The following is a 19,439-nucleotide window of genomic DNA, read 5'->3' as shown; positions in this document are numbered from 1 at the left end:
GCAATGGGAGGGCCAAGGAGCCGGCGCATCGTGCGCATCGTCATTAGGGCGATTGTGACACTTCTGATGGTGGGAGTCCTGAACTTCGTTTTGTTCAGGATCATTCCGGGCGACCCAGCCAAGCTTCTGCTCGGCGGAGCACGCAGCAGCGTGACAGCCGAGCAAATGCAGGCGCTGCGCCAGAACTGGGGCCTCGATCGGCCGCTATTCCCGGACCAGGTTATCGACTACTTGTCGGCAACTATTCAGGGCGATTTAGGCTACAGCTTCAAGTTCAGGGGCAGACATGTCGCTGACCTAATCTTGGAGCGTTTGCCGGCCACCATTGCCCTTGTAGGTCTAGCCCAATTAATCGCCATCCCATGGGGTGTCATGCTTGGCCTATATGCAGGGTGGCGCAGAGGAGGTGCCGTCGATCATATCGCCACGGCAACCTCTCTGGCGCTCTATTCGACACCCTCGTTCTGGCTCGGCATGCTCCTGGTGGTAGTCTTCAGCACGGCATTGGGTTGGTTTCCCGGCTACGGTGCATACTCGCCCGGCGCGATCACGGGCTCCCTTGGTTCGTTCCTCGACTATCTGCTGCATCTCACGCTTCCGGTTACCGCGGTGGCACTTGGGCTGATCGGCCAATACGTCGTGGTCGCACGTGCAGCGATGAGTGACGTAGTCACAGAAGATTATATGGTAACTGCGCGGGCCAAAGGGCTGACCAACCGTCAGATGCTAATGCGTCATGCATTTCGCAACGCAATGTTGCCCGTCGTAACGCTGATTGCTCTTAATCTTGGCTACGTAGTCGCCGGGGCCATCACCATCGAAGCCGTATTCGCCTGGCCGGGTATCGGAGGGCTGACAGTGGAAGCGCTGAATGCACGGGACTACCCTGTCCTTCAAGGCATATTTCTGTTGCTTGGTGCGTCGATTGTTGTCGCAAACCTTGTAGCCGACCTGGCCTACGGCTTTCTTGATCCGCGAGTCCGGCAATGAGCGAAGGAACAGTTCGGTATCCCCCGCGAGGCCGAGCGCGAGCGATAAAAAGCTTTCTGCGTCAATTTCTTGGCCGGGGCGGTGCTCAGGCTGGCGTCCTATGTTTAGTCTTCTTTCTTGTGCTGGCTGCCGTCCCAAATATCCTTGTAGGACCGCTCCAAACTGCAATCAACGCTACGGGCGATTTCCTCGCGCCACCATCAAGCCAGCATCTGCTGGGCACCGATGATGTGGGGCGAGACGTGCTCAATCTGGTTGTCCATGGTGCCCGGATATCGCTGACGATCGCGGTGCTGGCGACCGTGATAAGCCTTGTCTTCGGCACCACTGTTGGTATCAGCGCGGGCTATTACGGTGGAAGGGTTGACGTCTGGCTGATGCGCTTGACGGATTTCTTTTTTGTCATGCCCTCCTTCGTGCTGGCGCTGGTCATCACGCCAGTAATCCTTGAAGTTTGGGGGCGCGGTGGAGATATCTTCGGGTTCCGTCCTTCTCTTTTTGTGATTATTGTCGTTATCGGAATGACGAGCTGGGCTTTTGTTGCGCGGATCGTTCGCAGCCAAACGCTGTCGCTTAAGGAGCGAACATTCGTAGATCGCGCGCGGGTTGTGGGCAGCAGCAATATCGTCATCATGGTAAAGCACATCCTGCCCAACCTCGTGCCGCAAATCACGGCCAATGGCGCTCTAGTTGTCGCAGGCGCAATCTATGTTGAGACATCGCTCTCGTTCCTTGGACTTGGCGACCCTTTGCAGCCTTCATGGGGCACTTTGCTTGCGCTCGCTCAACGCGCCGGTGCTGCCAGTGCAGGAGCCTGGTGGGACCTCAGCCCAGGAGTATGCGTCCTTACGGTTTCGCTTAGCTTCGTCCTGATCGGCAATGCCCTCGACGACACCTTTAACCCACGACGCAGGGTGATCCCATGATAAACTCGTCCCAGGACAACGCACCGCTTCTGGAGGTCGACAGGCTCTCTGTCGATTATGGGCTCAAGGGCGTTTCATCGCGTGCGATCGACCGCGTGAGCTTCGCGCTCCGGGCCGGAGAGGCGGTTGGCCTCGTCGGTGAATCGGGCAGCGGGAAGACTACGACTGCAATGGCGATCGCGGGTCTGCTTTCACCCAACGCGCGGGTCAGCGGGGGTGAGGTACGATATCGCGGTAAGCGACTGCCGATCGATGACGATGCGGCGATGCGGCCACATCGCTGGAGTGAAACGTCCGTTGTCTTCCAGGGCGCGATGAATGCGCTTAATCCTGTTCACCGCATCATCAAGCAGATAGCCGAGCCGTGTGTGCTGAAGCTTGGCATGTCGCGTGTCGAGGCAACCGCGCGGGCAAGAGAACTGCTCGAACTCGTCGGCATTCCGGCAGATCGCGGCGCTGCCTATCCCCACGAGTTGTCGGGCGGTATGCGACAAAGGGTGATGATTGCCATGGCGCTGGCATGTCGCCCCTCGATCGTCATTGGTGATGAGCCGACCACGGCGCTCGACGTCATTACCCAGGCTCAGATTCTCAAACTGCTGGGTGACTTGCGATCGCAGCTTAACCTTGCTCTCATTTTAATCACTCACGATCTTTCTGTGGTGGCTGAGGCTTGTGATCGGGTGATGATCATGTATTCCGGCCGCCTCGTCGAGGACGGCACTGTCGCTGAGATCTTCGGCAAGCCTAAGCACCCGTACACGCGATTGCTGATCGACTCGATCCCGAACCCGGCGAGCGGCAAAAAGGTGATCCGGCATATACCCGGTGATCCCCCCAGTCTGGTGAATCGGCCGTCGGGGTGCGCCTTCCATCCACGTTGCCCTTCGGCCATGGGGGTATGCCAGACAGAAGTACCTAGCCTCACTGGAGTCGGGCGGGGACGCGTCGCCTGTCACCTTCACCGGTTCTTGCAAGAAGACAAGGTCGCTGCTCATGCCTGACAACGCCAACTTCCTGCGTCTCGAGGGCCTGCAAGTTCACTTTCCCATACAGGGTGGGCTGTTCGACCGCGTCTTGGGCCGACCTCCCCGCGCCGTCCGCGCGGTGGACGGGATCGATCTCAACATCAGACGGGGCGAGATCGTCGCCTTGGTCGGAGAGTCGGGAAGCGGTAAAACGACGGTAGGCCGCGCAATCACCAAGCTTGCACAGCCAACAAGCGGCAGGTTGTTGTTCGAGGACGAGGACATGAGCTCAGTGCGCGGCTCTTCGGCCCTGCGTCCTTACCGGCACCGCGTGCAGATGATCTTCCAGGACGCTTATCAGGCGCTCAATCCGCGCCACACCGTGTTCGAGATTGTGGCAGAGCCATTGCGGTCACTGCAACTGGTCGAGGGCGGGAAGCAGCTTGCAGATCGTGTGAGCGAGGCGCTTGCAGCCGCCGGGCTCAATCCTCCTGGTGATTTCTTTTCCCGTTTCCCGCACGAGCTGTCTGGTGGCCAGCGCCAGCGGGTGGTGATTGCCGGAGCGCTTGCCGTGAAACCGAAGCTCATCGTCGCCGACGAACCTGTGTCAATGCTCGATGTTTCTATACGCGCACAGATTCTTCAGGTCTTGGTCGACTTGCGCGCAAAGCACAACATGGCGTTGCTGTTCATCACCCACGATCTTCCGCTTGCGTGGTTGATCGCCGACAGGATTGCCGTTTTGTATCTTGGAAAATTGGTCGAGATCGGCAGCGCCGACGAGATCACATTCAATCCACACCACCCTTATACGGTCGCACTGCGCAACGCGACGCCGCAAATTCGCAGCGACGCTAGTCGCGTCGGTCTGCCGGCGTTGCAAGGAGAGGTTCCAAGCGCCGCACGCGTGCCCAAGGGCTGTCGTTTCCATCCTCGCTGCCCGGTTGCCTTCCACCGCTGCAAGGAGGAGGAGCCGCCGGCCATCGAGGTGGCCGCGAACCACACCGCTGCATGTTGGCTGGCGACATAACTCCGTCCAGCAAGACATACCCACGTTGATTTGAATGCCGTCGTTAGACGTAATGTTTAACAATCAACCCGAGGCTGCATTAATGAAATTAAATGAGTATACAGAATTCGACGCTACCGGTTTGGCAGCTCTGGTCAATCAAGGGGAGGTCACCGCTTTGGAACTGACGGGTTTGGCGCGGCAGGCTTACGACGATGTGAATCCACGCGTCAACGCTGTAATCGAATTCTATGAAGACGCCGAGACAATTTCAGGCCCAGCTTCCGGGCTTCTGAACGGTGTGCCTTTCCTTCGCAAAGATATTGGAGCCAGCGAAGCTGGACGTCTCCAGGAAATGGGAAGTCGGCTGTTCAAAGGTTGCCGTTCCAAAACCGACAGCTTTTACTTTCGGCGCGCCCGGGATGCTGGACTTCGAACAATCGGAAGAACAGCAACGCCGGAGCTTGGTATGTCCGGTATGACTGAAACGATTGTCAATGGGATTACTTGCAATCCGTGGGATTTGAACCGTTCAGCAAGCGGCTCTTCTGGAGGTGCTGCGGCGGCAGTGGCGGCTGGGATCACACCAATCGCGCATGCAAGCGACGGTGGTGGATCCATTCGACAACCTGCGGCTTGGTGCGGGCTTGTTGGGCTGAATCCGTCTCGCGGTCGCATTTCTGGTGGCCCGAATGGTCAAGACGGGTGGTTCGGTCTATCTAGGCATTTTGTCCTATGTCGAACTGTGCGAGATATGGCAGCAGCGCTTGATGTCTTTTCTGGTCCCGAGCCTGGGGACCCATTTGTTATCGTCCAGCCGAATCGCCCTTACGTTGAGGAACTTTTACACTCCACCGGGCACCTGAGGGTCGGGCTTGCCAGGACAAAATGGGGCCCGGTTGATCTCGAGCCTCAAGTTCTACAAGCGGTCGACGGGATCGCGTCACTGCTCGAAGAAATGGGACACTCGGTAGTAGAAATCCCCCCGCCATATGAATTCGAAGAATTGCCGAAGATAATGCTGGGGTTGTCAGATATGGGGGCAAGTTGGCTCGAAAGTGCGGCGCGCGCCTTGGGACGCTCCATTAGCGCAGACACCCTAGAGCCGGTTAACCTTAAACTTTATCAACGAGGGCAGAAGCAGCCTCTCTCAATCTCAACTGAGATACATGAGGCCATCCGAGGAATGCGGCTCAAGGTGGGCGAGGCAATCAATGCCTTCGATATACTTTTGACCCCGGTAATGTCGACCGTCGCCCGGCCGCATGGCGGGATCGACACCTTGACCAATGAAACCGTCTCGGTAGAAGAATTTATACAAGCCGAGTATCAAGAAGGTGGCCACCTCGGCGTGTTCAATGTGACTGGTCAACCTTCGGTCAGTTTGCCTCTGGCGCAAAGCACTGATGGACTGCCGATCGGCGTTCAGATCGTCGGCCGTTTTGGGGATGAGGCAACACTGGTCCGTATGGCACGAGACCTAGAGGATGCCCGACCTTGGATTGACCGGCGTCCAAACGTACGAGCTGGGGTTTCGCGGGCTTAATCTGCAGTCTATCGTGCAGGTCTTTCTATAAAGGACCACATCGTGCTCACCAACAATGGCACGGCCTTCGCGCCAACCTGCCCAAGAACCGCCACGGCTCCAGCCGAAACCTTCTGGATCCATCTTCGACCGCGTCTGCACCGCAAAAACCTCAGCGCCGGCTGACCGAGCCGTATCACCCCTGGACCAGGCGTACGCCGCCGGTGAAGCTTCCGAATAACCACATCGTCGGCTTGAGAGCGATGTCGTGCAACCGGGTCATGCCACGCCAGACGACCATATACCCGGAGGCGGATCATGGTTGCGGGCGAGATAGCCGCCAAGCATGGCGATTTGCAGCAGGTAAGCGGCGAGAGTGGTCCGTTGGAGGCGCGGTCGCGTTCGGGACGCGTCGATCGGGTTGAGCGTAGTGATCTCGGCGAAGGTGAGAACGCTGTCGGGCGCGGCGTCTGGCTTGGCGCGCGCCGACATCGTGACGAAGAATATGCGCCAGCTGACCACCGCGATGAGGGCGAGGAACTTCGCCAGCCTCTCGGCGGTCTCGAGCCTTGCCTCCTCAGCACGGCAGCCGGACTTCATGACCTTGTGGAACACCTCCGCCTTCCAGCGCAGGGCATACCAGCCGAACTTCTCGACCGCCACGGAGAGATCTTCGACCGGTAAGTCGTCACCAGCTTCCAGTCGATCGTAACCGCCCGATTGTCACCGCCTGCCTGACATTATAGCGCGACAATCTGGAAAGAGGTCGTATTGCCTCACGTAACGACGCTCCCCGAGATTCGAGCGTTGCCTCATCCATTTTGCTCCCGGCCTCCTTCGCGAGCGCCCACGGCGCCTCAGTATGGCCTTGCGATCTCCAGGATCGGCGGCTCCTTGTTCAAGGGGGGCAAACAGCAACGCGTCCGCCTGTTCGCTGCGCCAGACCTTCAGCCGAGTAAGCGCTGTCGCGGAGCCACCAGCAACTAGCCGACATCATGGACAAAATGACAAAATGGATGCCCCGTATTTTCTGCCGCTTTCTGCTCCAGGAAGCGGCGAGCTTCCATGATCTGCGTTAGATCCGCCAAAACTGCATCAGCAGCGGGCCAGTCCGCCTCAGAAAGGTTGTCTTGGCCGCTACGGATGTCTTCCGCCATTGCAAGGAGCGCAGCCCAGACTGGCTTTATCTTTTCTACCGTAAGCACGTATGTGCTTTCAGGCACTTCCGAGAGGGCAGCCGATTCGGAGCCGCCGCGAGCCGCTGTGCATTTATCGCATCCACAGTTCTCGTAAATGCCGTGCTTGTGGTCACTCATTATGCCGCCGCCTCATTCAATGGGCACATCCGAAGCTTCATCAACGCAATCGCATTGGCCACTGCCGAGGGCGTAGGTGTGATCGCCATCACTGTAGCCCGCCTGGTGGGTGTGTCTCGTTGGCCAACCCAGTTGATGCCAGAACCTATCGTGGTTGAACCCGGCGTGATAGCTTCCGGCTGCTTCAACTAACTATCCGCCTCGTGTGCTTTCATCGTAGCGGTGTTCTCAGGCTACGGCCTTAAGCTCTGGAGGGGTGATGTAGGCCCAGGGCAGGAGATCGTCGATCTGGCTGTTCAAGTGGCCGTCGATGATCCTCGTGAGCACGTCGGCGAGGTAGCCGAGCGGCTCGACGTCGTTCAGCTTGCAGGTTTATGCCGACCACCGAACTATGCCGAGCGGGCGCGTTTCCGCCAACGTTTTTCATGACTTAGCCGCTGCAGGATCGGCATAGATTAGGGTCTCTCCGTCGCGATTGGCGCGAAGGAGAGGACACATGAACGCGAATGAGTATCTGCAACGCAGCGCACTTTATCGGAAGCTGATCCACGGGCCATATGGCGAGTTTGCACGCGTTTATGCGGGCAGATTGTCGGACGAAGGCTTCGGTCGGCAATGCACCTGGCGATCGCTAAGCATATTTCGTGAGTTGAGAGACTGGCATGTCGGCAACGGGCACGATCTCCAGGATTTAAGCGAAGTTCATGTTGAGCGGTTTCTTGAGCACCGTTCCAAACACTGGAGCATCGATTCGGGCGACCGATCGGCGCTCCGGCGCTTGCTTGCCGCGTTACGGCAAGAAGGTTTGATACCAACCGCCCTTCCGATTGAGCGCACGGAGTACGAGCAGATTGTTGATGTGTTCGCGGCTTACCTCACGAATGAGAGAGGGCTCGCCGCCTCGACGGTGGAAAGCCACAAGCTGCTCTCACGCCGATTTCTGCAGGAGGTCTGTCCGGCTGGCGCAGATGGGTTTGCAGCGCTCACCCCGGAGATCGTCATCGGTTATGTCGAGCGACATGCTCTTGATGGCTCCGCCGATTGTGTGCCGTCGATCCGTCGCTGGCGGCTTGCTGGCCTACCAACCTTCCTGCCACCACAGAAGGTTCAGGTGGTTCTCGATGCCTGCGATCGGACCACGGCAATGGGGCTTCGCGACTATGCGGTTTTGATGGCGCTGGCCAAGCTGGGCTTGCGCGCCAGCGAGGTTGCCGCGCTCAGTCTTGACGATATCGATTGGCAGTCGGGCAGTGTCCTCGTCCATGGCAAGGGACGGCGGCAAGCGATGATGCCGCTACGCCACGACGTCGGTGCAGCTATCGTCGCCTACATCCGGCATGGGCGGCCGGCTTCACCGTGTCGCCGGTTATTTCTGCGAATGCTTGCTCCGCACGTCGGCTTTGCCTCAGGCTGCGCCATCACGATGATCGCGAAGGAGGCCCTAGAGCGGGCGGGTATTCACGGCTATGCGCACCACGGCGCGCACCTCTTCCGCCACAGCCTTGCGACCGACCTGCTGCGGTCGGTGGGCCAGCTTTGCCGAGATCGGCCAGTTGCTTCGTCACCGGAGCATCGACAGCACAAGGATCTATGCCAAGCTCGACATCGAGAAGCTGCGCGAACTGAGCCTGCCCTGGCCGGGAGGTGTCCAATGAGCCGTCTTCGAACAGCGCTCGAGCGCTATGTGGGCATGCGCCAGGGATTGGGAATACAAGTATCATGGCCCCGCTCGACGGTTGTCGGATTTCGTCACCTTCATGGAGGCTCGCGGCGCCGAGACCGTCACCACGGCGCTGGCAATGAAGTGGGTGACGTTGATCGGCCGACAACCGAGTTGGTCCATCCGCCTAACCGATGTGCGCTGCTTCGCTCTGCACCTCGCTCATTTCGACCCCATAACGGAAGTGCCACCTCAAGACGCTGTGTCGCCGGCGCGGCGTGCAAAGCCCTACATCTATAACGATGCTGAGATCACGGCGCTTCTGGCGGCGGCACTGTCGCTGCCGCCGGCCAACGCCCTGCGTCGCTGGACATATCATTGTCTGTTCGGATTGATAGCGGTCGCCGGGCTACGCCATTCCGAAGCGCTCGACCTGCGCCGAGACGACGTCGATCTCGACCAAGGTATCCTCACCATTCGGGAGACGAAGTTCGGCAAGTCGCGGCTGGTCCCGCTCCATGCCACGACGGTCGCCGTGCTGTCGGACTATGCCGCGCGACGCGACGCGCATCTCGTCGCGCCTCGTAGCCCCTATTTCTTTGTCGCCGAGCAGGGCGGCAGATTGCTGCACCAATACGTGCACCGGGTGTTCTGGCAGCTGTCGCGACAGATCGGTCTGTGGCAGCGGGGGCAGAGCGATGGTCCGCGGATTCACGATCTTCGTCACCGTTTCGCAGTCCAGGCCCTGACCAATTGGTATCGTGCGGGCGAAGATGTCGAGCGGGAACTGCCGGTCCTCTCGACCTTTCTCGGCCACGCCAATGTTCGCGACACCTACTGGTATCTATCCGCCGCGCCGGAGCTAATGACCCATGCCGCGCGACTGCTGGATGAGCGGTGGGAGGTTCGCTCATGAGTGCCTCGAACGATCTGGCCGTGCTGATCGAGCGATGGTTCACCGATCGGCTCATGCGACATCGAGGCGTAAGCTCCAACACCATTGCCTGCTATCGCGACACCTTCCGGCTCCTGTTTGCATTCGCGCAGACACGCCTTGGCAGGTCTCCGTCGCAGTTGACACTTCGGGATTTGGACGCGCCTTTCATCGGCGCATTCCTGGAAGACATCGAGACACTGCGATCCGCCTCAGTGAGGACCCGGAACCTCCGCCTCACGGCCATTTGGTCTTTCTTTAGATATGCGTCGTTCGAGGAGCCGGCCCATAGCGCCCAGATTCAGCGCGTGCTCGCGATCCCGTGCAAGCGATGCGATAAGCGACAGCTTCAGTTTCTCACCAGGCCCGAGATTGAAGCGATCCTGGCCTGTCCGGATCGCAGCACATGGCTGGGACGGCGTGATCACACTCTGCTGTTGCTGGCCGCGCAAACGGGGTTGCGGGTCGGAGATCATCGATCTCGACCGGGACTCGGTGATGCTGGGGCACGGTGCCCACGTGCGATGCGTTGGCAAGGGCCGCAAGGAGCGAAGTACGCCGCTCCCCAAGGTTGCACAGCAAGCCCTTCGGGGCTGGCTCAACGAGCCCAGGAAACGGGGTGCAACGGCTCTCTTTCCGAACATGCACGGCGGCAGGCTGAGCGCCGACGGCGTGCAGGCGCTGCTGAACAAATATGTCGCCAAGGCTCGCGAACACTGCGTTACCCTCCGCTCGAAGCGGGTGTCGCCACATGTTTTGAGGCACAGCGCTGCAATGGAGCTGCTGCAGGCGGGCGTCGATTGTTCGGTCATCGCCCTATGGCTGGGCCATGAGGCGATGGAAACAACGCTGACCTATCCGGCAGCGCCGAGCATTGGGCGGTGATCGCTTGGCTGATCGAAACCTGCTTATGCCGCACGCGGCATAAGCAGGTCTGGACTAACCCGCTCCGCGATTGCGGAGCGGCAAGGAGGGTGTGTGCCGCCGGCGTGACCTGATCGCGTCGTCTGTCGCGCTGGTCATGTGTCCACAACAAGCTCCGACTGCGTCAGCATGGAGTGGCTGCTTGCAGCCCATTCCATCGGACAAAGGAGGAGTTTGTCATGACCCAACTTCGCCAACGCATGAGCGAGGACATGCAGGTGCGCAACTTCGCGCTCAACACCCAGCTGTCGTATCTGCAACAGGTGTCGCTGTTCGCCCGATACTTCTGTAAGTCACCGGACTTGCTCGGGCGCGAGGACATTCGGACCTATCAGGTCTATCTGGCCAACGAGAAGAAGCTGGCGCCCGGCTCGATCCACACCGCCATTGCGGCGCTGCGCTTTCTCTACACTGTGACACTTGAGAGGGACTGGGTGCCTGAAGAGGTCCTGCCGCTTCCCAAGAAGCCGCAGAGGCTGCCGATCGTCCTCAGTCCCGAGGAAGTTCAGCGTTTTCTCGGCTGTGTCCTCGACATCAAACATTACGCCATCCTGACTACCTGCTATGCCGCCGGCCTGCGCATCTCGGAAGCGGTACAGCTGAAGCCCACGAACATCGACAGCCAGAGAATGGTCATTCTCGTCGAGCAGGGCAAAGGCCAGAAGGACCGCTACGTGATGCTGTCGCCCAAGCTCCTGGAGATTCTGCGCAACTATTGGAAGGTGCGTCGGCCAGAGGCGTGGCTCTTCCCCGGCGATCGCGCCGGCCAACCGATCACCAGGGATGCGGTGGGACAAGCCTGTGCGAAGGCGCATGACCTTTCCGGATTGTCCAAACCGGTCACGCCACACGGCTTGCGGCACGCCTTTGCCGTCCATTTGCTGGAGGCCGGTGCCGACGTGCGCACCATTCAACTGCTGCTCGGTCACAGGAGCCTTGCGACCACCGCCCATTACCTGCGGATTGCCACCAACAAGGTCTGCGCCACGTCGAGCCCCTTCGGGCTTTTGCCGCGTCCGGCGCCCACCATGCCGCCGCCTGCCAAGCCGCAATACTTCTGAACGGTCACGGCAATGGCCCGCTCGGGGCCGGAAGTGGCGGATATCTTCCGCTACTACGGCGAAGCCTATCGCGCACAGCATGATGCGTCGCTGTCGGTCGCCCAGCGCCGTGTCATGACGGCGATTGAACTGTGCCGGACCGCCGCGCTCGGCGGGCACGTCGAAGCATGTGATCAATGCGGCCACAGGCGCATCGCCTTCAACAGCTGCCGCGACAGGCATTGTCCCCGCTGCCAATCTCTGGCCCGCGCGCAATGGCTGGAGGACCGTCGCGCCGAGCTTCTCGACACCCCGTACTTTCACGTCGTCTTCACGCTGCCGGAGCCCATTGCCGCGATTGTATCAGAACAAGGCACTCGCCTACGGCCTGCTCTTTCGCGCTACCGCGGAGACGTTGCGGACGATCGCCGCCGACCCCCGACATCTCGGCGCCGAGATCGGTTTCTTCGCCGTGCTGCACACCTGGGGGCAAAATTTGCTGCACCACCCCCACCTGCACTGCGTCGTGCCGGGTGGCGGGTTCTCGCTGGACCGCACGCGATGGATCGCCTGCAAGCCCGGCTTCTTCCTGCCGGTCCGCGTGCTCTCGCGCCTGTTCCGACGATTGTTTCTGCAGCACCTGGAGAAAGCCTTCGACGCCGGCCAGTTGAAGTTCTTCTCTGACTTGCAGGCCTTGAGCGAGCGCAATGCCTTCCAGCGCTATTTGGCGCCGCTACGAAAGGCCGAGTGGGTCATCTATGCCAAGCCGCCCTTCGCCGGACCCGAACAGGTCCTCGACTACGTCGGCCGCTATACGCACCGCGTCGCCATTTCCAACAATCGCCTCGTCGCCATCGAGGACGGCAAAGTCGCCTTTCGCTGGAAGGACTATCGGCACGGCAGTCGGCAGAAGGTCATGGCCGTCGCGGCCGATGAGTTCATTCGCCGCTTCTTGTTGCACGTCCTGCCCGAAGGCTTCCATCGCATCCGCTACTACGGCTTTCTCGGCAATCGCTATCGTGCGCAAAAGCTCGCCCACTGCCGCGACCTGCTCGGCATGCCGGTTCCCGAGCCCTCGGATAGCCGATCCGCAAAGGACTATCGCGACCGCTACGAGGACCTCACCGGGCATTCCCTCAGGCAATGCCCCGCCTGTCGTCAAGGCCAGATGATCATCATCGAAACATTCGACGGCGTCACCGGACGCCCGCAATACCAGGATACGTCATGAAACAGGGGCGTCGCCTTCGTTGTCATAGTAATCGCGCCGGCCGGCTCGGAAGCCAAACTGAGCCGGTCCTGCAAAAGTGTGCGCCGTCATCACCGGCAACCTCTCCCAGGCAGGGGCCGGCGCCGATCCTCACATGCCGGAACCGATATCTGTGCCGCTTTCGGCGTATGCCACGCCTTCAGTTGCCGCGGCCGCGACCGGATCCGCACCGTCATGCGATACCTGTTCATGGGTGCGGCCCTAATTGAAAACCCATAGCGGCCACCCTTGCCCGCGGCTTAGTCCAACACGTTTTTAGCTCACCGTCGCGATCCACCGCAGCGCGCTCTCGCCACCCGCCTTTCTGCGCGACGCCAAGCTAAAAACGCTCTGCATTATGCGTCGTGCGAGATTATGTGGCGGAGCCGCCCTGACCGCTTTCGGGCCGGCCAAACCCAGCTTGCCTCCGCCACATAATATTCAGATGGAGTTCAGCAGTTGCAGAACGGAGTCATTCGGTCGGAATCGCGCGCCGTGATCGCCGTTGACGCCGGCCTTCTCGAGTCCATTGCGCATCATCTCGACATCCGCTGCGGTATAGCGGTGGGTCGTGGCGACCTGTGCGTGCCCGAGCCAGGCTTGGATCGTCAAAAGGTCCACGCCAGACTGGAGAAGCTTCATGGCGAGGGAGTGCCGGAAGATGTGCGGCGATATGGGCTTGTCGGCCAAGGCTGGCCTGATAGGCACGGCCTCGGCCGCCGCACGCCGCACGATATGGGTCGCTCCGAAGCGAGTCAGGCGCTCGTTGCGGGCGCCGACGAATATCGGTCGCGGCTCGTGATGGGTGATCCCGCGCTCGCCCAACAAGGTCGTCAGCGCTCGCGCCAGGTCCTTAGGAATGGGCACGACGCGGTCTCTGCGCCCCTTGCCGCGCAGCAGCACTTGCGGGTGAGAGCGCTCCAACTGAAGGTCATTTGCGTTGACGCCGGTGGCTTCCGAGACCCGGGCGCCGGTCCGTGCCAGGAAGAGCAGAAAGGCTCGGTCGCGCCGACCACGAGGCGTCTTTGGATCGGGCGGCGCGATGAGGGTATCCACTTCGGCCTTGGTGAGATGGTGCGTTACCTCGATGTGTGCCCGTTTAATGGGAATCGACAGCACGCGTTGGGCGACACCGAAGGACGCCGGGTCGGCGGCAGCGACGTGGTGGAAAAAAGACCGGATCGCGGCCAAGCGGGCGTTGCGCGTCGCGACGCAATTGTTCCGCTTCTCCTCGAGTTGGTCGAGAAAAGCGAGAACGAGGTCTCGATCGAGATCTTCGAGCGCCAACGCCGCCGGCTTCTTATGCAACCGGTCGGCGGCAAAGAGGATCAGCATGCGCAAGGCGTCGCGATAGCTGGCCACGGTCGCGGGAGTCGCATTGCGCTGCTTCGTCAGGCGCCGGCGGAAATAGGACTCCAGGAGCGCGCCAGGAGCAGGTGTTCGCTCATGCTGCGCCTCCATCGAGGGCGGCACGCTCAGCCGCGATGGCGAGGAGCTCCGCCGAGCCCGTGAGGTAGTAGGCCGTGTCGCTGTAACTGGCGTGGCCGAGATATGTGGCGAGCAAAGGCAATAGCGCCTGAACGTCTGCGCGCTGTTGGTGCCAGAGGCTGAGGCGGGTCACGGCGAAACGATGCCTGAGATCGTGTGGCCTTAACGGCTTGCCGCCATCAAAGTCGGCGAGTTTACGGACCTCGGCAAAGCCGTTTTGCAGGCCGGTCGCCGAGAGGCGGTTGCCCCGGGAACTGAGGAAGAAGGCCTGATCCTTGGATATGGGGAAAGCGGCGTCGCGCTCACGGGCATAGCAACCAAGGGCACACTGGGTTGTCGTGTGAACTGGAACGAGACGATCCTTGCGGAACTTTATCTTCCGAACGAGGAGAACCCCGTTGGTGAGATCAACGTCGGAACGATCAAGCCCGACTACTTCGCCCGATCGCAGCCCTGAACTTGCCAACAATCCGATCAGCGTCGCCATCGTCCGCCCTCGCAGAGGGATGCTAGGCGAAATGCGGGCGCATGCGTCGATGAGTGACGTCAACTCAGCCTCGCTGAGAATACGCGGAGGCGGAATCGCTCTGGATCTGGGGAAAGCTCTGCGCTCCAAGCCGTCGGTCCGGGCGTCGTAGACGGCGAGATACTCGTAAAACCGGCGGAGCACGCCATGGCGAATTGCGCGGCTGTTGGCGGCGCCGCCGAACGAGAGGACGAAGTCCAGCGCCATCGTCCGGGTAGCGGGCGCATCGAGCTGAGCGCGCCCAACGTAGCGGACGAAAGCCCGCAACGTGCCGGCTTGCTTGCTGAAGGCGTAGCCGAGGGAGTGGCGCAGCTCGATGTACCGCTCGGCCTTCTCGCCGAGGAATCGGGCAAAGGCGGTCATGCGACGCCTCCCGGAAAGGGGAGTGCGACCTCGGCGAGCTGCGAGGTCGCGACCTTTACGTACAGCGCCGTTGTATTGATGCTCTGGTGCCCGAGAAGATCGGCGACCTCGTTGATCGGCCTTCGCTGCCTGACAAGCTGGGTGGCAAGGCTGTGGCGCAGAAGATGCGCACCTCCGACCCACCCGAGTTCAATCCCGCCATGCCGCAACCGCTTCCGTACGATCCTCGAAACAGGCGACGCGCACTTGAACGGTCCCAAGGGCGGCGTGAAGGACAGGAACAGATACGGACTATCCACCTTCGGTCGCGCGCGCAGGATGTAGTCGGCGAGCGCGGCGCCGGTCTCGTCGAGCAGCGGCGCCACGCGATCACGCTTGCCCTTGGTGCGCCGGACAAAAATCTCGCCAGCTCGCCAGTCGATATCCTGCAGCTGAATGGCGCGGAGCTCGCCGTTGCGAATGCCGGTGGTGGCGAGTAGCAGCAGGACGGCTCGATCGCGGATGTCGACCGGCGTCGTTGCGCCGATCGCATCGATTGCGCGCCGAACGTCGTCCCATGCAAGGCGCGGTGGCAAATGCGCCAAACGCCAATGAGGCGTCCTTGGGACGACGGCGGCGAGATCCTGGTCATGGTGGCCAGCCCAACACAAAAACCGAAGAAATGTTCGGATGTGAGAAGTCGCTGCCGTGCGGGTGCCGGAGGTCGCCGATAGGGACAGCCGATGCTCGACAGCAGCGAGCACGTGCTCGGCCGCCAACGCCTCGAGGTCTTGACCGGGATGATGATGGCGGAACCAATCCAGAAAGCGGCGGCCGCCCAGTAGAACGCCTTCGCGGGTCTTCGGCTCAAGTCCTCGCGCCTTGCGCAAATAGTCGGAAAATGAGGTCAGAAGCGGAGTATCCGGATCATCATCTACCCTGGGCAGCGGAAGCAATGAAGCGCTCCGGAGCCACTCGCCGTGCATGTCCCAGCGCCGATGCTGCCCCAATGCGTGGAGAATCTGTAGTAAACGTGCATAAATAGCTGTCGACGACATCTTGATGGATCGGCATCCGACCACAGCGCGTTGCGGCAAACTGGCTAAAGCGCGCGATCCGGCTCAAGTAAATCTTGGCGGACGCTCGCTTGTAACCAAGGGCGAAAAAATGCTCCGCGAGGCGATCCATCTCGCCACCGAGTGCACCGCTACGCAGGCGCTTGAGCACCCCACAATAGGAAAAATAGAACTCGAGCATTCTGCCCCTCCGGCGTTGTGGCACAGGGGAATCCCGCCCCATGAGAGAGGCATGAAATATTATGTGGCGGAGGCAAGCTGGGGTTTGGCCGGCCTTGCCGGGCGTCAGGGCGGCTCCGCCACATAATCTCGCCCGACGCATAAGAACGGATCGGCCCCCATTGTCTCTCGCACCAGCGCCGCCAATCCCTCCGCACCCTTGCGGAAGTCGACGGGCTTCGTCGCCACCATGACCTTGACCGCACCCGTCGGCCCGATCACGACGTCGCCTTCAGCGCGCGGATCACTGCGGCCACCGTCTTGGTATCGGCGCCCCGGCCGACGCGAATCGCGATGCCGTCGATCTCAAGCTCGATCATGCCGGCATCTCGGGTGGCTTGATCCGCTGCTTCGGTGAACGGCTGGCTACAGGTTCCGCCGCCGCCAAAACCGCCGGCACAAAGGCAAGAGAATCTTGCTGCACCGAAGCGGCCTGTTTGCGCGCTTCGCGGCGCCAGGCGAAGACCTGCTGCGGCATCCGACCATCCTACGCCCCACGGCGTCATTCTTCTGCTCGACAAAGGCCTGGTCATTCTTGCGGTAGGGGCGGCAGCGCGTGAAGACGACGTTGGCGGCGTCGCAGTAGGCCTTCAGCTTCTCGTTCATGAAAGCGGTGTCGTTGTCCGTATCCAGGCCGAGAAGCGCGAAGGGCAGTTGCTTGCGCAATTCTGTGGCACCGTGCTCAACAGCGTCTGTTCGCGAACCAGCAGCGGCGCACATTCCGTCCAGCCGGTCGCAATGTCGGTGAGCACGAGGGTTTTGGATGAAGCTGCCGCGAGCCGAAGGGCCGCTATGAGCTACGAGGTCCGCCTCAACGAAGCCTGGCGCTGGATCGTCCCAATCCGCCGACGTTCTAATGGGAATGCTCCGTCGCAGGGCGTGCGCCGCGGGCCGTCGTCGAGGACGTCCCAAGCCTTCTCGGATCGGTCCCAGCGTCCTGTCGAACGTGGCCGCGCTCACCGCCAGCAATTTGCCCGGATTTCGGGCGCCAGGTTGAAATGACCGTGCCGTTCCATCGCCTTGAGAAGGACGGGCAGCAACGCCTTCAGCCGCTTGCCGCAGACGCGGTCCGACGCCTCCCAGAGCAATATGAGCGCATTGCGTTCCGCTTCATCATAAATCCGCGGCCGCGCTCGCCTGCCTACAACCGGCCCCTCACGGGTCGTATCAGCCGCATCGCATGCATGCGGTGAAAGCCGGTGATGACGACGAACTCATCCAAAATTCTCGCCTTCTCCGCTCGCGTCGAAGCAAAATAGCGCTCTGAAACCGCCGTCGTCAGTTCTTTCCGTGTCGCCAGGCTCAGCCGTCCCATCGTCGCCCCTGCTCATACCCCTCGGTAGGAGCAACTTATGTGAGGCAGGTTGAACATTCAGGAACATTTTCGACGAGGCAATGCGCGCTCTCACTTTGATTGCCGCGCCGCAGACATCGTCGTGATGGCCTATGACACGTGTTTAACGACGTCGTTTGCGACGTGTCTTGTGCGAGGTTTGCGATTCTTGTGCTGAACGACTGCCGATCGAGCGGTTCCGACGCACGGAAGCCAGGGCGCTGCGGCCGCTGGATGGGCGTGCACCATTCCGGCAGGTCCGGGATCTGACCCGGCGGGTTCAATCCGATTGCTGCATCGAGCTCGACACGAATGCCTACAGTGTGCCCTGGCACCTGCTCGGCGAGCTGGTCCGGGTGGTCGTCTGTGGCGGCCGCATCAGCATTCAGCACGAGGGAAAGGAGGTTGCCGTCCATCCAGAGAGCGCCGGGCGCCGGCAGAGGCTGAACGAACCGGCTCACTTCGCCGGGATCTCCAGGGTTCCGGCGCTGGCGCAGCCGGCCGCACTGCCGTCCGGTCCGCCGGATCCGGCGCTTTTGCGTCCGCTGAGGGAATATGAACTTCTGGTCGGGGGAGGCTGGTGATGGTCGACCACGATGCGCTGATCGAGATGCTGACACGGCTCAAGCTAACGGCGATCCGTACCAGCTCGACAATCTTCTGGACGAAGTGGCGCGGCGGGAACTCACCGTGCGGGAAGCCGTGGCCTTCCTTTGCGAGCGCGAGGTCGCTCGCAAGGAGGAGCGCCGGATCGAGATGGCCAGCAAGATCGCCCTTTCCCACCGTGCGCGATCTTAGCGGCTTCGACTTCTCAGCCCAGCCCTCGCTCGATCCCGGGCAGATTCGTGATCTGGCGGTCTGTCGCTGGATCGCGCACGGCGACACGCTGCTGCTGCTCGGCCCACCCGGTGTGGGCAAGACGCATCTGGCCATTGCGCTAGGCCGCGAAGCCATCCGCGAAGGATACTCGGTGCTGTTCGTCGCCGCCCAGGCCTTGGTTGCCGCCCTCGCCAAGGCGCATCAGGAGGGCCGCTTCGAAGAGCGCCTGGCGTTCTATGCAAAGCCCAAGCTGCTGATCGTCGACGAACTCGGGTATTTGCCGTTCGACCCCAACGCGGCGCACCTGTTCTTCCAGCTCGTCTCCAGACGTTACGAGCGCGGCAGTCGGCTCATCACCTCGAACCGGTCCGTCGGCGAATGGGGCGAGGTGTTCGGCGATCCGGTCGTGGCCACAGCCATCCTCGACCGGTTGCTCCATCACAGCCATGTCATCACGATCCGCGGCGACAGCTACCGCCTGCGCGAGAAGCGCCGTGCCGGTATCTTCAACTCAGCCAACCTCAACATGGAGAAGGCTCATGACGCACGATAGCCGACAGATTTGTGCCCCGGCTTGCCGGCACCCGGGAGCCCACAGGTACCTCCCGCGCTCCGCTCCGCCAGCCGCGCGGAGGCGCTCCGCTACGCGGGTCCCTCCTGTGGACTCCGGGACCGAGCCACAGTCCATCAACCAAGCGGGGGCAGTTTTAAGTGTCGCCGAGGGGCGCATTGCCTCAAGCAAAATGTTACCAATAGTGTCGCTGTTCCGGATGGGATGGTCAGGTGTTGTCATCCCGATTCGGAGGATGGATGGCAAGGCGGATCAGCATGGCGACACGGTCGGAATTGGTGGAAGCAATTGTCGAGCGGTATCGATCGGGGAGCCGAAGCGATAAGCGCCTCATCCTCGATGAGTTCGTCGCGGTGACCGGTTATCATCGCAAGCATGCGACCGAGTGCTCCGTCAACGCGTCGAAGATACCTGGCAACAAGAGGCACAGCCTTCGCTACGGCGGCGATGTTCGCGAAGCGCTCGTGGTGTTTGTGGGAGGCATCGGAGCGGCTGTGTTCCAAACGGCTGCGGCCGTTGATACC

The 19,439-nt window shown here is 61.1% G+C and carries 15 protein-coding genes and 8 pseudogenes; 12 read left to right on the top strand and 11 right to left on the bottom strand.

Annotation, left to right across the window (positions count from 1 at the left end):
- Positions 1–3 precede the first annotated feature (3 nt).
- From EN845_RS31385 to EN845_RS31365, 5 genes are all read left to right on the top strand, one after another.
- Entirely contained in the window at positions 4–990 is a 987-nt protein-coding gene (locus tag EN845_RS31385; RefSeq protein ID WP_127308900.1) for an ABC transporter permease, read from the top strand.
- On the top strand, positions 987–1,916 hold the full coding sequence (locus EN845_RS31380) for an ABC transporter permease (RefSeq protein WP_127308897.1): 930 nt from the start codon (positions 987–989) through the stop codon (positions 1,914–1,916). Before EN845_RS31385 ends, EN845_RS31380 begins: the two co-directional genes overlap by 4 nt.
- Complete coding sequence (locus EN845_RS31375; RefSeq protein ID WP_127308896.1) at positions 1,913–2,920, top strand: ABC transporter ATP-binding protein; 1,008 nt, start codon at positions 1,913–1,915, stop codon at positions 2,918–2,920. Before EN845_RS31380 ends, EN845_RS31375 begins: the two co-directional genes overlap by 4 nt.
- Entirely contained in the window at positions 2,913–3,914 is a 1,002-nt protein-coding gene (locus EN845_RS31370; protein WP_127308895.1) for an ABC transporter ATP-binding protein, read from the top strand. Before EN845_RS31375 ends, EN845_RS31370 begins: the two co-directional genes overlap by 8 nt.
- An 82-nt stretch (positions 3,915–3,996) precedes the next feature.
- Complete coding sequence (locus EN845_RS31365; protein ID WP_127308899.1) at positions 3,997–5,439, top strand: amidase; 1,443 nt, start codon at positions 3,997–3,999, stop codon at positions 5,437–5,439.
- Between the two features lie 258 nt (positions 5,440–5,697).
- On the opposite strand, the gene EN845_RS31360 is transcribed toward EN845_RS31365, so the two are convergent.
- From EN845_RS31360 to EN845_RS31350, 3 genes and pseudogenes are all read right to left on the bottom strand, one after another.
- Complete coding sequence (locus tag EN845_RS31360) at positions 5,698–6,081, bottom strand: hypothetical protein (protein WP_245478111.1); 384 nt, start codon at positions 6,079–6,081, stop codon at positions 5,698–5,700.
- 320 nt (positions 6,082–6,401) lie between these two features.
- Complete coding sequence (locus EN845_RS31355) at positions 6,402–6,734, bottom strand: hypothetical protein (RefSeq protein ID WP_127308894.1); 333 nt, start codon at positions 6,732–6,734, stop codon at positions 6,402–6,404.
- A gap of 228 nt (positions 6,735–6,962) precedes the next feature.
- A pseudogene (locus tag EN845_RS31350) lies at positions 6,963–7,106 on the bottom strand (transposase domain-containing protein); the annotation flags it as partial.
- A gap of 124 nt (positions 7,107–7,230) precedes the next feature.
- Between EN845_RS31350 and EN845_RS31345 the strand changes: the two are divergent.
- The 5 genes and pseudogenes from EN845_RS31345 to EN845_RS31325 all read left to right on the top strand — a co-directional run.
- Positions 7,231–8,199: pseudogene (locus tag EN845_RS31345) on the top strand (tyrosine-type recombinase/integrase); the annotation flags it as partial.
- Positions 8,200–8,385: 186 nt separating this feature from the next.
- Positions 8,386–9,310: pseudogene (locus EN845_RS31340) on the top strand (tyrosine-type recombinase/integrase).
- Positions 9,307–10,186 (top strand): annotated as a pseudogene (locus EN845_RS36835) (tyrosine-type recombinase/integrase); the annotation flags it as partial. The pseudogenes EN845_RS31340 and EN845_RS36835, both read left to right, overlap by 4 nt.
- A 245-nt stretch (positions 10,187–10,431) precedes the next feature.
- Positions 10,432–11,313, top strand: coding sequence for a tyrosine-type recombinase/integrase (locus tag EN845_RS31330; RefSeq protein ID WP_127308893.1), 882 nt, complete (start codon positions 10,432–10,434; stop codon positions 11,311–11,313).
- A gap of 12 nt (positions 11,314–11,325) precedes the next feature.
- A pseudogene (locus EN845_RS31325) lies at positions 11,326–12,523 on the top strand (IS91 family transposase).
- A 459-nt stretch (positions 12,524–12,982) separates the two neighbouring features.
- On the opposite strand, the gene EN845_RS31320 reads toward EN845_RS31325, so the two are convergent.
- The 8 genes and pseudogenes from EN845_RS31320 to EN845_RS31295 all read right to left on the bottom strand — a co-directional run bounded on the left by EN845_RS31320 (position 12,983) and on the right by EN845_RS31295 (position 17,941).
- Positions 12,983–14,002 (bottom strand): tyrosine-type recombinase/integrase, encoded by a 1,020-nt coding sequence (locus EN845_RS31320; protein WP_245478108.1) that lies wholly within the window; start codon positions 14,000–14,002, stop codon positions 12,983–12,985.
- Positions 13,986–14,918: a tyrosine-type recombinase/integrase gene (locus EN845_RS31315; protein WP_127308892.1), complete on the bottom strand. Its 933-nt coding sequence runs from the start codon at positions 14,916–14,918 to the stop codon at positions 13,986–13,988. Before EN845_RS31315 ends, EN845_RS31320 begins: the two co-directional genes overlap by 17 nt.
- Entirely contained in the window at positions 14,915–15,853 is a 939-nt protein-coding gene (locus tag EN845_RS31310; protein ID WP_245463782.1) for a site-specific integrase, read from the bottom strand. Before EN845_RS31310 ends, EN845_RS31315 begins: the two co-directional genes overlap by 4 nt.
- Entirely contained in the window at positions 15,828–16,154 is a 327-nt protein-coding gene (locus tag EN845_RS36300; RefSeq protein WP_245463781.1) for a hypothetical protein, read from the bottom strand. The genes EN845_RS31310 and EN845_RS36300 overlap by 26 nt, the downstream gene beginning before the upstream one ends.
- 143 nt (positions 16,155–16,297) lie before the next feature.
- A pseudogene (tnpB, locus tag EN845_RS31305) lies at positions 16,298–16,414 on the bottom strand (IS66 family insertion sequence element accessory protein TnpB); the annotation flags it as partial.
- Positions 16,415–16,508: 94 nt separating this feature from the next.
- On the bottom strand, positions 16,509–16,670 hold the full coding sequence (locus EN845_RS35625) for a hypothetical protein (RefSeq protein WP_164893201.1): 162 nt from the start codon (positions 16,668–16,670) through the stop codon (positions 16,509–16,511).
- A pseudogene (locus tag EN845_RS31300) lies at positions 16,670–17,507 on the bottom strand (ISNCY family transposase); the annotation flags it as partial. The gene EN845_RS35625 and the pseudogene EN845_RS31300, both read right to left, overlap by 1 nt.
- Before the next feature lie 35 nt (positions 17,508–17,542).
- Positions 17,543–17,941 (bottom strand): hypothetical protein, encoded by a 399-nt coding sequence (locus tag EN845_RS31295; protein WP_127308891.1) that lies wholly within the window; start codon positions 17,939–17,941, stop codon positions 17,543–17,545.
- Between the two features lie 167 nt (positions 17,942–18,108).
- Here EN845_RS31295 and istB point away from each other — a divergent pair, with 167 nt between their 5' ends.
- Together istB and EN845_RS31285 are read left to right on the top strand one after the other, a co-directional pair.
- A complete protein-coding gene (gene istB / locus EN845_RS31290; RefSeq protein ID WP_281033860.1) occupies positions 18,109–18,897 on the top strand; it encodes an IS21-like element helper ATPase IstB in 789 nt (262 codons plus the stop codon).
- A 257-nt stretch (positions 18,898–19,154) separates the two neighbouring features.
- Positions 19,155–19,439, top strand: a pseudogene (locus tag EN845_RS31285) (hypothetical protein); the annotation flags it as partial.

The sequence above is a fragment of the Mesorhizobium sp. M8A.F.Ca.ET.202.01.1.1 genome (genome assembly GCF_004791595.1).
Classification (GTDB): domain Bacteria; phylum Pseudomonadota; class Alphaproteobacteria; order Rhizobiales; family Rhizobiaceae; genus Mesorhizobium.
Note: the sequence above shows the minus strand (reverse complement) of the source record. Positions and strands in the feature narration are given on the sequence as shown.

Bases quoted from the DNA above. Each gene is read 5' to 3' on its own strand.
- EN845_RS31330 (WP_127308893.1), top strand. From the start codon at position 10,432: ATGACCCAACTTCGCCAACGCATGAGCGAGGACATGCAGGTGCGCAAC.
- EN845_RS35625 (WP_164893201.1), bottom strand. From the start codon at position 16,670: ATGCCGCAGCAGGTCTTCGCCTGGCGCCGCGAAGCGCGCAAACAGGCC.
- EN845_RS31380 (WP_127308897.1), top strand. From the start codon at position 987: ATGAGCGAAGGAACAGTTCGGTATCCCCCGCGAGGCCGAGCGCGAGCG.
- EN845_RS31355 (WP_127308894.1), bottom strand. From the start codon at position 6,734: ATGAGTGACCACAAGCACGGCATTTACGAGAACTGTGGATGCGATAAA.
- EN845_RS31365 (WP_127308899.1), top strand. From the start codon at position 3,997: ATGAAATTAAATGAGTATACAGAATTCGACGCTACCGGTTTGGCAGCT.
- EN845_RS36300 (WP_245463781.1), bottom strand. From the start codon at position 16,154: ATGCTCGAGTTCTATTTTTCCTATTGTGGGGTGCTCAAGCGCCTGCGT.
- EN845_RS31315 (WP_127308892.1), bottom strand. From the start codon at position 14,918: ATGACCGCCTTTGCCCGATTCCTCGGCGAGAAGGCCGAGCGGTACATC.
- istB (WP_281033860.1), top strand. From the start codon at position 18,109: ATGGTCGACCACGATGCGCTGATCGAGATGCTGACACGGCTCAAGCTA.
- EN845_RS31375 (WP_127308896.1), top strand. From the start codon at position 1,913: ATGATAAACTCGTCCCAGGACAACGCACCGCTTCTGGAGGTCGACAGG.
- EN845_RS31295 (WP_127308891.1), bottom strand. From the start codon at position 17,941: ATGGACGGCAACCTCCTTTCCCTCGTGCTGAATGCTGATGCGGCCGCC.
- EN845_RS31385 (WP_127308900.1), top strand. From the start codon at position 4: ATGGGAGGGCCAAGGAGCCGGCGCATCGTGCGCATCGTCATTAGGGCG.
- EN845_RS31320 (WP_245478108.1), bottom strand. From the start codon at position 14,002: ATGGAGGCGCAGCATGAGCGAACACCTGCTCCTGGCGCGCTCCTGGAG.
- EN845_RS31370 (WP_127308895.1), top strand. From the start codon at position 2,913: ATGCCTGACAACGCCAACTTCCTGCGTCTCGAGGGCCTGCAAGTTCAC.